The organism is Paenibacillus sp. FW101-FHT12H11 (assembly GCF_058790355.1).
Genome location: NZ_JBYTCO010000005.1, coordinates 66,765 through 81,192, shown reverse-complemented (window position 1 = coordinate 81,192; position 14,428 = coordinate 66,765). Strand labels below are relative to the sequence as shown.

Below are 14,428 nucleotides of genomic sequence, written 5' to 3'. Positions count from 1 at the left end.
CTTCGCTGTTTATTGCTTGAATGTTCGATATTGCATATTAGTAAGCCGTTCCTCCCGGTAAGCACCCGGGGTGATCCCAACCAACTTGCGGAAGGATCGGATGAAGTTCTGAGAATTATTATATTGAAGTTTCAGGGCAATTTCCGATACTTTCATGTCAGTCTCTTCCAGCATTTCTTTTGCCTTCAACAGACGATATTGCAGCAGATAGTCGCTGAAGCTGATCCCAAGCTCCTGTCGCAGAACCTTGCTAATGTAGCTCGGGTGATAGTTAAGCAAGGTGGAACACGACTCCAAGCTGATTTCACTGTCGAAGTTGCTATGAATCAGCTGAGTGACCTCTTCGGAGATCGATTTATGCCTCGTCCGTCTCTGCTCGTCATAGACGAGAATCATCGGCTCGATCAACTTGTTTCTGAACCAATGCCGTACTTCATCCACGGATGATAGCGCATTCAACTGCTCAAGAAGCGGTGGCTCCCCTTCGGGAAGATCGATCGTCGCACCACCGCTCTCCTGCTGCAGCCAGATCAAGTTGACGAATAACCGCGTGACGGCAATTTGATAATCATTATAATTATGATACTGACGGGAAATTTCCTCGAAAAACTCGTTTAACAGTTCCTGTGCCTTGTCCCGATCCGCCATTTTGACGGAATCGCGAATTTGCCGCTCCAGATCCTTCGGATAAATTGTCGTCACATGATGGGCCGGTTGGACGTCATCGATGTGCAGGATCGTCTTTTGTCCATACATCACCCGGTATTTCAACGCATCTATCGCTTCCTTATAGGCTTGGTTGGCATACCTCAACCCGTCATAAGACCTGCTGATTCCAATGCTAATCCGCAGCTTTAAATATTGCTCGAGGGTATCCTGTACATGTTTAGCTAGCGAATAGATATAAGTTCGGAAATCCTCAGTCGAGCCCGGTTCCTCAAAAACAAGCGTTACTTGCGACGACTGCAACACAATCGGCAGTAACCTCTGAGCCGACGGGATTAGGTCGCTGACCATGTTGTTGATTGCAAATAACAGCAGCTCACTGTCCCGCTCCTCGTAACGTGTACCTTTAAGCGTATCCATCTGAATCGTTAGCACCGCCATGCGCCGACCTGCTACGTTCATGCCGCCAAGCTTTTCTTGAATTTCGGACGGTTTGAAATCTCCGCGAACAAGCTTTAACACGTAATATTCCTCAAGCTGGCGCGTATGGCTTCTGAGTTGATCGGCCATTTGCACTTGATCACTGCGCATTTTCATGAACCTTTCATTGATGATACGAAATTCATCTACGCGTTTACGTTCCGGATCCTGCTGTGAAAACAACGATAGGTAAAGCCTATGTATAGGCGCATACATCCGCTGTGAACCAGCCAATGAGATCAACACGGCAAGCATCAGCATCGTGAAGCAAGTAGCTAAGATAATCCATCCTGTCCTTCGCGACTCGAACTTGATCTGTTCAATTGGAATCAAGGAAATATAGATCCAACCGTTAAATGAAGATCGTTGAAACGCCACACCGACCTGGGCGCCTCCGACCAACGACTCAAACAGGCCGGACTTTTCCTGATTTCCACGCAGTTTCCCGACAATCGTCTGTAAAGTTGCCGTATCGACCTTACTATTTTCACTTTGAGTCGTCAGTACAGCGTAATCTTCATCCAGGATCATCACTTCACCGAGCGTATTATTGTTGGCCAGGAAATGGCGAAGCTGCCCGCCGTTGATTTCGACGATCAGCATCCCAAGCGGTTTTTCGATAAAAGCCGGAACCTTTTTGACCAAACTGAATGTCAAGGTATTATCCGCATTTCGACTGCGAAGCAAGCTTGTTTTTTCCACGTTCCAAAACTTATTTCGGTCGATGTGCAAATAATGGTCGATAATAGATGCCTTCTCGGGAGAGAGCGGATTATAGCCTTCCGAATTTAAAATCCATCCCCGGCTAACATCAACCAGGTGAACGTCCCTGACACCGACATCGAAAGTTTGCACTTGGGACATCGATCTTAACAAATTTTGGACAAGGGTAAATTGGGACGGAGTAATGCCAGTTTCCAGTGCCTCAGTCACAAAGGAGCTCTCTGAAAGTCGTTCGATTTGCAAATCCAGCGCACCAAGCACCTGCTCGATTCGCAGACGCGTCTGCTCTAGCACCAGCACATTACCGTCGTTGACTTTCTGTTGAATCGTACTAGACGTTTTCACATAAAAGAATAGTCCGAGCAGGATGATAGGCAGCGTGCTCACGCCTATTGAGAACACAATCATCTTTGTAAGGTACCGGTTGATTCTGAACATAATCCGCCCCCTCAGCCATCTTCTCTTGTTGCACGCCATCATTATACTACACCGGACCCCCTTATGGGCCGAGCCGGTGCAGCATAATTTCAGGGAGAAGTTAAACCGCCAGACCGTCTCTGCCTTTTTTGCCAACATCGAGTTGGTCCTTCAGCGTCTCTTCATCTATTGCTCCAGTAAAATAGCTGCTGGCGCTCATCAGATAGCCAAACCCCATTCGAACGGCATGGCCGTAGTGGCTTGTCGGTTCCGCCTCGAAGGCTTCATCGATCTCCTTCTGAGACGGTGCCGCACCTTTGCGCAGCTCCTCGCACAACCGCAAGATGGCATCTTCATTGCTGTAAAAGTTCGTATCTGTAATAAAACGTTGAGTCTTGGTGGATACCGGCGTAACAACCGCTTCGGCATAGCGGTCCAGATGGATGACTTGCTCCTGATGTTTGGCGTGCAGCTTGTTTAACCACCCGTCCCGATCCTTCGTCTGCGAAATAAACGTCTGGAGTCCCAACAGGGACTGCTGCCAGATCGAGCGGTAGGCATCCGTAACTCCACCTATATCGATCACACCTGCTGCGGACAAGCTCTCCAGCCCCTTCTCGAAATGAGCTGTCCGATAAGGGAATGGCGTATTCCCATTGCCGTCGTATAATTTGCGAAAAATAAATGCATCATGATAGATGCTGCAATCGGTCGGGAATTCGCGAGACTCAGGCTCCGCTTCGCGAAAAACGACTTTCATTTGCCGATCAGCTGCGCGATGGCACAGCCAACCAAGTACAAACGCGAGCTTATATCCGAGGCGGTCATTTTCATTACGATTGCGAGCAGGCCAGATCGTTCGGTATTTATCCAACAGGTTGACTGTAAATTTATCACCTGAACGCGTTACGCTGCCGAATTGGATAAATCGGATATGGTCCTTGCCGGCCTCCTTAAAAGCGCTGCAAATACGTTCCGATGCGAGCATAAGGTTAAAGCAATCTTCCACGACTGCGGTATGGGTTACATTCTCCGACATCGCTCATCCTCCGTATATTGGTTTATTTCCCTTTGTTAGGGTCAGCCTGATATTCCTTGTTTAACTCTTCCAGCACTTTATCGCCTCCGGACTTACGCCAATTATCAAGCGCAGCCTTCCAGCCAGCTATGTCGATCTCACCCATAATGTACTTAACACGGGCATCGTTAATAATTTTATCAAGCTGCGTGCGCTTCGAATCGAATGTCGGCGAATTATAAGCTGCTGCCGGGTTTGTTACAAATATACCCGGTACGGCGCTTGCTTCTTTTTTGGCTGCTTTATATTTGCCTGTATATTTATCGTACGTTCCTTCCATAGCGAGCGATCCGTCAGAGACCTGCATAGCTTGCTGCAGCTGAATAACCTCGGCTGCATACTTGGCCGATTGTTCCGGCGTCCGGTCTGCTTTGCTATCTTTCACGGTATAATGAATGCCTTCCGCACCCCATTCAAAAATGTTCTGGCCTTCCGGAGTGGACAACTTATCAAAATATTGCAGAATCCGCTTCAAATCGGCCTCGCTTTTCACCGTCTGCTTCGGAATGACGAAACTGCCCGATAGTCCGCTGTCCATCAGCAGCTTGGTGCCGTTTACTCCTTTCAGAATACTGGAGGTATCCATTTCAGCCTTTGGATTGATCTTGAATAGCTCCGAGTGACGGGAAATAAAGTCATTGTCTCCGAGGCGGAAGCCGAACAATCCTTTGTTGCCATTATCAATGTTCTGCACCCGCTCGGCGATGGCGAAGTCTTGATTGATCAACTTCTCCTGATAGAGACGTTTGTACCAGTTCATTGCATCTACAAAAGCTTGGCTTTCATGTGCGGGGACAACCTGGTCGTTTTTAATCTCCCACACGTTACCTCCGCCAGTCGCTGCCAAGATGAGCTTGAATCCGCGTATGCTCTTCTCTTCAGCGAGGCCAATCGTATCATTTTTTCCATTGCCGTCCGGATCCTTTGTAGCAAACGCCTTGATGACTTCATACATCTCATCTAGGTTTGTCGGAGGTTTCATACCAAGCTTATCCAGCCAATCCGTGCGATAGATCATGCCGTCCCCGACCAGGGAACGAGCCCGGTTAATTTGATAGTATTTTCCGCCAACCGCTGTGCTCTTAAGCACTTCCGGATTTAACGCCTTTTGCAAGTTCGGGTAGTCTTTGAGATAAGGTCCGATTTCCCAGAACTGGCCGGCTCTCATGGCATTTTTGATATTGGATTGCACCGGAGTACCGATTAGCAGGACCATCGGCAGCTGCCCGGAAGCGATCGTGGCGTTAACCTTCTCTTCGTACGTACCGTTCGGCACCCACTGAATCTGCAGATCCGTATTGGTCAGCTTCTCAACCGCTGTAATAATGGGGTCATTCTCTTTCGGCGGCTCAGACAGGACGGACAGATTCATCATCGTAATGACAAAAGGCTTTTCCTCCTGTGCCGGTGTCGTGCTCTCAGCAGTGCCCTGCTGGCTCGTTTCTGACGCCTTCGGAGGAGTGCTGCTGCAGCCGGTAAGAGCGGCAGTAACGAACAAACTCCCTACAATCCCCATAATGCTGGATTTCCTGATAAGATTAGCCATGAAAGATCCCCCTTAGCTTATTGTGGTTTATTTTTAAACAGCCAGGAATTCGTCGAACGACCTTAAATCGCTGGAACCGGTAAAAAATGCGTCTGCACGGCGCAGACTGTTGATCGCCTGATTCAAACCTCGTGCATACTTGCTCCGTGGTTCGGCGGAAAGCGCCGCTTCAATTTCGCCCTGAGAAGGCCGCACACCTCTGCGAATAGATTCAGCCAACCGGATCAACGCATCCTCTTCGTCATAGATTTTCAATGTATCGACATTCCGCTGTACTTTCTCTGAATCGGGAGCGACTACCGCGCTAGCCAACTGCGCCATGTGCCCCTCCCATTCACGCATCATCTCGTCCAGCCGATCAAACCATCCCTCGATGTCATCAACATCCGGGACGAATGTGTGCATCTCAATAAAAAAGCGCTGCTGCATGACGCTGAACAACTCGGTGAGCTCCTCACGACTGATGCCTGTGCCGCCTACATATCGCTTGCGGAACATCTCAGCGTCCTGATACAACCCTGCCTCCGCTGATTCCGGAGTCAAATGCGCCCTCGCTGTACGATGAGCGATCCATCCAAGCGCTAAAGCAAGGGAAGACTCAGCCTCTGTCTTGGGGACAAGCGGCGCCGAGCGGAAGCCAACCTCCTCCTTCACGGTGCGATGGGACTTCCAATCGTCCCTAAAACGAGCCAGAAGTTCGATTGCAATCCGATCATCCGAACGTGTCAGGCTGCCAAATTGGGCAAACGTTCGGTGCGTCGTACTCACTTCTTTAAAGGCTTCGCAAATATCCTCCGAAGCGTTCATAATATTCAAACAATCATCCACAAAGGCAGTCCGGATTAAGCTCTCTAGCATGATTCATCCTCCATTACTTCATATTGGAATTCGTGTTTATGGCAACAAGTCCCCATCAGGGGGGTGAGCGTTCCAGCACCCGTCCATTCAGCATGAGCCCCTCCTTGGATTTAGCCTTTGACCGATCCGATTAACGCCCCTTTGGCAAAATGCTTTTGCAAAAATGGATACACACAGAGAATTGGGACCGTGGAGATGACAATTACAGCCATTTTGATAATTTGTCCTGGCGGTACAATGTAATTGGAGTCGAACGTCGCAGAATCACCGAGGCCTCCTGATGAAAGAATGACGATCTGCCGCAGCCATACCTGGATCGGCCATTTGTAGTTATCGTTAATATACAGAATGGCTGAGAAAAACGAATTCCAATGATTAACCGCATAGAACAGCGAGAACGTTGCGATAGCCGGCAATGACAGCGGCAGTACGATTTGCCATAGAATGCGTAGATCGTTGCAGCCATCTATTTTGGCGGCTTCCTCAAGACCGTCCGGCATCTGCTGGAAGAAATTTTTGATCACGATCAGATTGAACGCACTGATGGCTCCGGGGAGCAGCAGCGACCAGAAGGAATCGATCATACCCAGCGACTTCACAACAAGAAATGTCGGAATCATGCCCCCGCTGAACAGCATCGAGAAAACGACGCCCAGCAAAATAACTTTGCGTCCGTCCAAATCTTTGCGTGACAACGGATACGCCATCAGGCATGTGAAAATCAAATTGATCAACGTACCGGCAATCGTAATAAAGATCGTAACACTCAAGCTCGTCAGCAGCACCGGCGTAGAGAAGATGTATTTGAATCCCTCCAGGGATAACGTATGGGGAAACAAGACCAGCTTTCTGCTGATATATTCCTGTGGCGAGGTAAACGCTCCGCCGACCACATAAATGAATGGCAGAATGGTCACTAAGCCGAACAAGCCCAGAAAAGTGTAATTGAAGAAGTCAAACAATTTGCCGCCTAGCGATTCCTTCATATCGATTCCTCCTTCTTCCTAATAGATGCCTTCCTCGCCTGCTTTTTTGGCAAAATGGTTGGCGCCAACCACCAATACAATGCCGATGACCGATTTGAACAAGTTCACCGCCGTTGAGTAGCTGAAGTCCCCCTGCTGTATGCCTCGCTCGTACACATAAGTCTCGAAGACTTCGCCAACCTCGCGGTTCATCGGGTTTAACATGAGGAATATTTGCTCGAAGCCAACATCCAGAAATGAACCAAGCCTCAGAATCAGCAGGACAACAATTGTGCTGCGGATGGCCGGTAGCGTTACGTGGATCATCTGTTTCCACCTTCCGGCGCCATCGATTTTTGCAGCTTCATACAGCTGCGTGTCGACGCCCGCAAGTGCTGCAAGAAACAGAATCGTTCCCCAACCGGTTTCTTTCCATATCATTTCGCCAATGATAAACGGCCTAAACCAGTTTTTATCCAACAGCATGTTCAACTTCTCTCCACCAAACGATGCGATCATTTCGTTAAGAATACCGCCTTCTGTTGTAAACAAAATATGGACCAATCCAACCACGACGACCCAAGAAATGAAATGCGGGATATAGATGAGACTTTGTACGGTTCGCTTGAACACTTCCTTACGAATCTCATTGAGCATAAGGGCAATAATGATCGGTAACGGGAAAAAGAAAAAGATGTTGTAGATGGCGAGAATAAACGTATTCTTGAATAACAGCGCAAACTCGGGCTCGCTGAAAAAAGTCCGAAAGTGCTCGAAACCGATCCAATCACTCCCCCAGAACCCGGTGAAAGGCGAATAATCCTGAAATGCGATCAGCACCCCCCACATCGGCGCGTATTTAAAGATAAGGAAATACAGGACACCCGGAGTAAGCATGTAATAGAGCCAGCGATTTTTGAGCAGTCTTTTTTTTAGCACGTTCGAGGTTACAAGAGATTCTCGTTTGGTGCCGGCGTCCACTGTCGTTGCCTTCATGAGAGACGACCTTCCTTTCTGCATGGTGCGTTGGAATAAAATGATCATAGCATCGTATGGAGTAACCGGATACAATCATCAGAAAGCCATTTGTATACGCTTACAATATAGGTGTTTTTAGCAGCCAATAATCATTAGATAACATCGGATAATCATTATAAGGCATTTTTTATTAGCAAAAAAAGACCCCCAGCACTTGGCTGCGGATCCACATTTCTAATTTCTATTGGGTTTAACAATCCTTAAGAGGAATAGAGAATTCGACATAAAAAGGATGATGTTCTTCATTCAAGCAATAGTCAATTCGTTGTCTGAAATTCCCCCACGTTACCATCTCTAATGCTGTTTCAATTGGAAAAAATCCCACTTCTAAAGACTCGGCTGTAGTGGTTAATTCTCCTCCGGTTGGTCTTCCTAAAAATAACGTGTTACAAATACTAGCATTCACATTTTGAAAAACGCCGCAAAATTTGGTTATCTCAATATCGATTCCGCTCTCTTCTTTGGTTTCCCTTATTGCCGCATCCTTCAGTGATTCACCCTCTTCAACTTGGCCTCCCGGCATTTCCCATCCTCGTCTAGGTCCTTTTATCAATAGAATTTCGTTGCGTTCATTTATGACAATGGTTGCTGCTGATACGATATGTTTTGGAACCATATGATTAACCTCCTCAGTCAAGTTTCATGAAATCGTTTCGCTCCAACACAAGTACATAGCCGCGAGTCCCGTCCAAGCGAATTCGGTCTCCATCGCGAATGAGGGTCGTCGCTCCGTCGATGCCAACAACCGCCGGCAGCCCATATTCCCTGGCTACTACGGCGCCATGTGTCATCAAACCGCCGACCTCCATAACCAGCCCGACGGCGGAATGGAATTGAGGCGTCCAGCCTGGGTCCGTAAATGGGGCGATCATAATCTCACCCTTGTTCAGCTTCGCCTCCTCAGGCCGCAGCACCACACGAGCGATGCCCTCTATGACACCGGCGGATACCGGTGTACCGACGAAGGCTCCCTCGGGAGCATCCTGCAATTTACGCCGGCCTATAACGATTTCTCCTTCGCTCGTCATCAACCTTGGTGGCGTCATGCCGCGGAATCGCTTCAGTTCCTCCGTCCGCTGCTCGAGCAGCGCCGCAACTCCGGAGGGATGTTCGCCTTCGGCCAGTTTCAGCAGCTCGTCTAGAGACAAATAAAACACATCATCCGCCCGCTTTAGCACACCCTTCTTGACCAACGAGTTGCCTTCATCAAGCAACCCTTTGCGCACGAGGTAGAAATGCTGCATCATTAAATATTTCGGATGCTCCCGCAGCCCCATCAATCCTCTGAACACGCTCACAAGCCGTGACATGAGCTTCGCCTTCAATCTGCCAAATGGTTGAGCACGCAGCCGCTTTAACAAGTCTGTTGCCGCGGCCTCCGCTTGCAGCGTGCCTTCGGCGAACTTGGCGCGATGCTCCCCAGGTGCCATGCTCCGCATATGGCTGCCAATCGATGGCAGCAGTGTGCTTGGATCCTCACGCCACCGGGGGCGCGTAATATCGATTTCGCCTGGGCACCTCATGCCGTAAAGCTCCATGAACCGATCCCATTGCTGCCCGAATACACTGCCTCCCTCCACCTGCTCCAGCTTTTCCCTAAAATGAAGCGGATCGCCGTGCAGGATCAGATCTGTTACCTGCGGGTAGGGTCTAGCCGTATCCGCTAAATCACCGATCATGAGCCCCATCTCACTCGTAATATTACCTGGCAGTCCTCGGTTCAGCACATGCACGACATCGGTATCGCCTAACCATTTTATTGACAGTGCATTCACCAGCCGAGACGAAATAATTCCAGCCAGCGGATAGGGGAGCAACTGTGGGAATATGGTCAAAAGCAGCGAGCCTATATGCTCCTGAATTCGGACAATCCGCTCTGGGCCATAGACTCCGGAAAGCTGACTTTCTCCCTTATGAATCGATGCCTCGATGTACGCATTAACCTCAGGATGTGCATTGGTAACAGGAGCATAGAGCAGCTTGCGCATCACTCTCAGCAGTATGGGACGAATAAAGCGGATAACGCCTTTTCTCACACCAGGTGATGAAGGCAGATGTCGAACGAACGCTTCCTGCTTCACCATCTCCGCCACGCCAAGGCCAATCATTTCGTCGATGTTGGTCAATACCTTCGGCAAAATAACACGTGCCTGCTTCAGCGTCAACAGCTTTGTAATATCGATATAGACCCTTCCGCCAACCGCCGCCGTATGCTCGTTCATCTCCCGAATGCCTGTTTTCCCGAAAGGAAAGAGCGTTCGAAGCACGGACAAGCCCATTGGCTTCATTGCATCCGTCATCATCTGCTGATGGCCGAAGGATAAGAGCAAATGCGGACTTTCCCCTGGTGGAATGCTCAACTCCAGCAGCGGATACAACGAGGTGATCGGTCGGCTCTGAACGATGTAGAAGTTTCCTTGCGCAAAGCACCATTCGATGTCCTGCTCTGAGCCGTAATACCGCTTAATCTTCTCGCCGATGGCAGCTAGCTCCAGGATCTGCGAATCCTCCAATGATTGCACGACTTGCTCTGCCTCCGGCAGTTCCTTCGTCACGGTGCCACCCTCCGAGAGTGCGAAAATAGCGAGCTTCTTGCGGGAGACCGTCTTCGTGAGCAGCTTCCCAGACCGCACCTGATACAGGTCGGCGGAGACCAGCCCAGACACAAGCGCCTCCCCTAAGCCGAAGCTGGCGTCAATTGACACCGTGTTTCTGTTGCCCGTGATCGGATCGGCGGTGAACATGATGCCGGACACCTCCGGGAAAACCATGCATTGCACGACGACGGACAGATGCACAGCACGATGATCGAAGCCGTTGCGAGCCCTGTACGATATCGCCCGATCGGTGAATAATGACGCCCAGCACTTGCGTACGGCATGGAGTAGCGCTTCTTCCCCGCGTACATTCAGATACGTATCCTGCTGACCGGCGAATGAAGCTGACGGCAAATCCTCCGCCGTGGCACTCGATCGCACCGCATAGGCCTGATCCGCTCCGGAATGCTGCCAAGCCTGAACAATAGAGGTCCGAATGTTATCAGGAACCGCCATGCTTACCAGATGCTCACGAATGGACTTCCCCAGCACCGTAATTTCCCCTAGCTGATCCGCCTCAACTTTATTCAATCGCTGGAAAAATTCGTCCATCACCTCACTCTGCTTCAGAAAAGACAAGAAAGCTTCCGTCGTGACACTAAAGCCTGGGGGGACGGGAAACCCCGCCTTCGTCATTTCGCCTAAATTAGCGCCCTTGCCTCCTACGAGTGGAAGGCTGTTTTTATCCAATTGGCTAAAATCAAGCACATAATCGTTCATGGGTACTTGCTCCTCCCTTAGCATGAGTCCGTGCGAAGACCGTGCATAAACAGGCCGAACAATGTTTCGCCCATCTCTACCATCGTAACTCCGTACTTGGCAGCCACGTCCGGGCGGACCATGCGTTCAATGCTTTCCAGCATGATCGCGGTTAACAGTTTGGGATTAATGTTTCGAATATGCCCCTCCTGCATGGCTCGCTTGAGCAGCTGTTCGATGAATGTGAGCTGAGCACTGCGAAATGCCTCCAGTTTCGCCCATAAATCGGGGATATAGGTCTGGATATCGTTTAAAAATAACGGATGCAGCTTGGCGATTTCTCCCCTAATCCCCATAAAGACACGTTCAAAAATATCTAGCGGATGATCGGAAGACTGCATTTGCTCCTTCACAAGAATTGTAATCGCTTTCAAAATAGTTTCCAGCACAGCTTCGGCAATCTCTTCTTTTCCGCTAAAATACAAATACAGCGTCTTCTTGCTCATCCCAAGACGTGTCGCCAGCTCGCTTAGCGTTACGCCGCGATAACCATTGGCATTAAACAGATCCGCTGCCTCCTGAACGATGCGCAACCGGATCGAATCCTTCATACGCACGATTCCTCCCATCCACAATGGAAACCAATTTTGTTTTTATGGTTTCCATTGTACCTAACGGGATTACAAATCGCAAGCAGAAAAGCTCCGCTCAGAAGCTGCCTGACCAATAGATCAGCACAGGCAGATACAGAAAGCTGGCTGCCGTCGTCATCGCTACATTGACAGAAACAAGTTCCTTATCGCCCCCGTATTTCTCCATAAGCACGACAGAATTAATAGCGGAAGGCATGGAGGATTGTACGAATAAAACGGAAGCTTCAAGACCATGAAGTCCAAGCAATTTAATGGTCAGCAAAGATAAAAGCGGCACACCCACAATTCGCATGAGGATAGAAATCCACAGTTCGCGTCGCATGCTCGCGCGCCAGTTTGTTTTTTTGAGCTGCATCCCTAGCATAAGCAAAACGATGGCAGCGTAAGCCCCGCCAATCAGCTCCAAACCGGCATGCAAGCTTTTGGGCAGCGGAATTTTGAATATATACAGGACTAGTCCTACAACAGCCGCATAAATCAGTGGGTTCTGCAGCATTTTGGCACCGGCTTGCCGCGGACTAAAGGAACTCCGCGAGGCAATGTACATACCAAGAGTATTCACTAGTACGATATGTAGGATGACATTCGTGACGCCAATGGCGAAGCCGGCATTTCCAAATGCAAGAAGCAGCAAGGGCAACCCGTAATTATTCGAATTGGCAAAGATCGTCGTCAGTTCCATGGCCCGTAAGGAGGGCGCATTAAATCGAAATAATTTTCCAACAACAAGGGAAGCCGCCCAACAGAGAACAGTCTGAATAACGGTAAATATGGCGATATGGGCAAAAGAGGAGCTATTTAACTCGCTGCTCGATACGGCACTTACAATCAGACATGGTGAAAGCACAAACAAGCTTAAGTCTGCCAGCACCTTCGTATCGGGTGACTTAAACTTCTGATACAGATAACCAAGTAAGCAAGCTAGCAGAATCGGTACACTGACCGTTCCAAACAAAGATACATAGCTGTTAATGACAATTCCCTCCTTTAGTCTGGTCGAATTCAATTACGGAATAGCTGTTTCTCCAGTTCATTTATCATATATGCCATTTACTTATTGGTCCAATATATAATTGAAATTATCTTTATAGGTAAAGTTAATAATCGGAACGCAGCAATGTTTAATACCGCATTGTCTGCAGATACGAAAAAAATAGTTCCAAGAATTTCTTTCGCAGGTGTTTCAAATATATCCCAAATTGTTTACAGATGAATTATAGCGTTGAAATAAATTATACCGTTGGGAGAGTGCACATTATGCGTATGCGTTCATTCAAAACAAAATTGATTTTACTTGTTGCAAGTTCGAGTTTAATGCTTCCAAGTGCCATTAGTGCAGCAACTGAGACTGAGAATACGCCAGCCTATATTAACAATAATGGCTTTATCCAGACTTATGTACATGGTACTTATGTTCCCGGCTATTATTTAAATGTAGATGATAATACTGTAGCAGCCTTTATCCCCGGAGGGGTAGGATTAGTTGCCGTTGATAAGGATGCTGTTTTACCGGAAGGTTCCAGATTCATCGAATAGGATATTCCAGTGAAAAATAAAAACAAAGGGGCGAACCCCTTTGTTTTTTTATTTAACCTTTTTCATTTAACCGGCCATGTTATTGACCGAATGTTTGGTATCAAACACGGAAATATGGTCTACTTTCCCGCTTGATTTAGGAATAATAAATTTTAATTGAAACATATCCGATGCTTTATAAATATAAATCGTGTCATCCCCGTTTACTTTCGTATCCGATGGCTTTCCTAGCGCTTGTTCAATTTGTTTCAACGTTAATGTTTGCAGCTTTGGATCACTGGAACGAATATCGATAATTTGATCGCCTTTATTGTAGCCAATAACGGCATTTTTCTTAGCGTAGGTTGCATATATATTGCTCGCCACAACATCGGTATGATCCGCTTTCCCCCAAGCTTTCTCCACATCGTCAATTAATTTAGTTTCTGCAGCAAACTCAATACCAGCTACTTTGCCTGACTTCGCCAATTCTAGCATATCTTTTATTTGCTTAGTAACGGATGTCGTTTCTGACGAAACCGGCGTTACATTCACGTTACCACTTGGCGTAGATGCCGGCTTGGAAGAAACAGCCGGTGTTGCGCTAGGTGCAGTTGAAGGTGTTGATGAAGGTTCTACAACTGGGCTAGGAGATGAGCTGGCTATTGGATCAACAGCACTCGCTGCTGGTTTTTCATTGGATGTGCATGCCGTGAACATCAGCATACTCGCTATTAACATTGGATAAACCGCCGCTTTTTTACTATAAATTTTCATAAGTTGCCTTCTCTCTTGAAAGTTTGAATCACTACAAATAATCAGACGCTAAAAGGATTAAAAATGTTGCAAAAAAATATGGCAGCCGAAATACGGCTGCCGATGTCTAATTCACCTTATGAAGCTTTTCTTAGTCCATCGTAACTCTTGTAGCATGCCATATTGCTTCAGTAGCTTTGTCGATATCATCTCGTGACATGCCTAATCGAGCGACAGCGCTGCCCTATCAGATTTCCTGTTTGCCTTCTTTCAAGCCTTCGAAAATTCTATCAGCAAAAAGCATGTAGCGGTTCCGCGGGAGGTGCAACCTCAATAATGTCAATTGACGTATCCGACAATAGTTGTCTCGAGCTCAGACCACATTTTTGTATTTTCACCCTAAGTGGGGAATATTAGATATCATCATTTGAAATGTG

General features: G+C 48.0%; 12 protein-coding genes. 1 reads left to right on the top strand and 11 read right to left on the bottom strand.

What is annotated here, in order from left to right; translation table 11 throughout:
* Positions 1 to 9 precede the first annotated feature (9 nt).
* From AC3WTJ_RS17010 to AC3WTJ_RS16965, 10 genes are all read right to left on the bottom strand, one after another.
* Positions 10 to 2,307, bottom strand: a complete 2,298-nt coding sequence (locus tag AC3WTJ_RS17010) for a helix-turn-helix domain-containing protein (RefSeq protein WP_492522785.1) — start codon at positions 2,305 to 2,307, stop codon at positions 10 to 12.
* Between the two features lie 100 nt (positions 2,308 to 2,407).
* On the bottom strand, positions 2,408 to 3,325 hold the full coding sequence (locus AC3WTJ_RS17005; RefSeq protein WP_492522784.1) for a hypothetical protein: 918 nt from the start codon (positions 3,323 to 3,325) through the stop codon (positions 2,408 to 2,410).
* Between the two features lie 22 nt (positions 3,326 to 3,347).
* Positions 3,348 to 4,910: an extracellular solute-binding protein gene (locus tag AC3WTJ_RS17000; RefSeq protein WP_492522783.1), complete on the bottom strand. Its 1,563-nt coding sequence runs from the start codon at positions 4,908 to 4,910 to the stop codon at positions 3,348 to 3,350.
* A gap of 33 nt (positions 4,911 to 4,943) precedes the next feature.
* Positions 4,944 to 5,768, bottom strand: a complete 825-nt coding sequence (locus AC3WTJ_RS16995; RefSeq protein WP_492522782.1) for a hypothetical protein — start codon at positions 5,766 to 5,768, stop codon at positions 4,944 to 4,946.
* A gap of 110 nt (positions 5,769 to 5,878) precedes the next feature.
* Positions 5,879 to 6,754, bottom strand: a complete 876-nt coding sequence (locus AC3WTJ_RS16990) for a carbohydrate ABC transporter permease (RefSeq protein ID WP_407867484.1) — start codon at positions 6,752 to 6,754, stop codon at positions 5,879 to 5,881.
* Positions 6,755 to 6,772: 18 nt separating this feature from the next.
* On the bottom strand, positions 6,773 to 7,729 hold the full coding sequence (locus AC3WTJ_RS16985; protein ID WP_492522781.1) for an ABC transporter permease: 957 nt from the start codon (positions 7,727 to 7,729) through the stop codon (positions 6,773 to 6,775).
* 232 nt (positions 7,730 to 7,961) lie between these two features.
* On the bottom strand, positions 7,962 to 8,387 hold the full coding sequence (locus AC3WTJ_RS16980) for an NUDIX hydrolase (protein WP_492522780.1): 426 nt from the start codon (positions 8,385 to 8,387) through the stop codon (positions 7,962 to 7,964).
* A 13-nt stretch (positions 8,388 to 8,400) separates the two neighbouring features.
* Positions 8,401 to 11,088 carry a phosphoenolpyruvate synthase gene (locus AC3WTJ_RS16975; protein ID WP_492522779.1) on the bottom strand — a complete coding sequence of 896 codons (2,688 nt, stop codon included), beginning with the start codon at positions 11,086 to 11,088 and terminating at the stop codon, positions 8,401 to 8,403.
* Between the two features lie 17 nt (positions 11,089 to 11,105).
* The gene (locus AC3WTJ_RS16970) at positions 11,106 to 11,678 is read right to left on the bottom strand and encodes a TetR/AcrR family transcriptional regulator (protein ID WP_492522778.1); all 573 of its coding nucleotides are present in this window, start codon (positions 11,676 to 11,678) and stop codon (positions 11,106 to 11,108) included.
* 97 nt (positions 11,679 to 11,775) lie between these two features.
* Complete coding sequence (locus tag AC3WTJ_RS16965; RefSeq protein ID WP_492522777.1) at positions 11,776 to 12,726, bottom strand: AEC family transporter; 951 nt, start codon at positions 12,724 to 12,726, stop codon at positions 11,776 to 11,778.
* A 251-nt stretch (positions 12,727 to 12,977) separates the two neighbouring features.
* Here AC3WTJ_RS16965 and AC3WTJ_RS16960 point away from each other — a divergent pair, with 251 nt between their 5' ends.
* A complete protein-coding gene (locus AC3WTJ_RS16960; protein WP_492522776.1) occupies positions 12,978 to 13,256 on the top strand; it encodes a hypothetical protein in 279 nt (92 codons plus the stop codon).
* 66 nt (positions 13,257 to 13,322) lie between these two features.
* On the opposite strand, the gene AC3WTJ_RS16955 is transcribed toward AC3WTJ_RS16960, so the two are convergent.
* Entirely contained in the window at positions 13,323 to 14,012 is a 690-nt protein-coding gene (locus AC3WTJ_RS16955) for a YjgB family protein (protein WP_492522775.1), read from the bottom strand.
* Between the last annotated feature and the right edge of the window lie 416 nt (positions 14,013 to 14,428).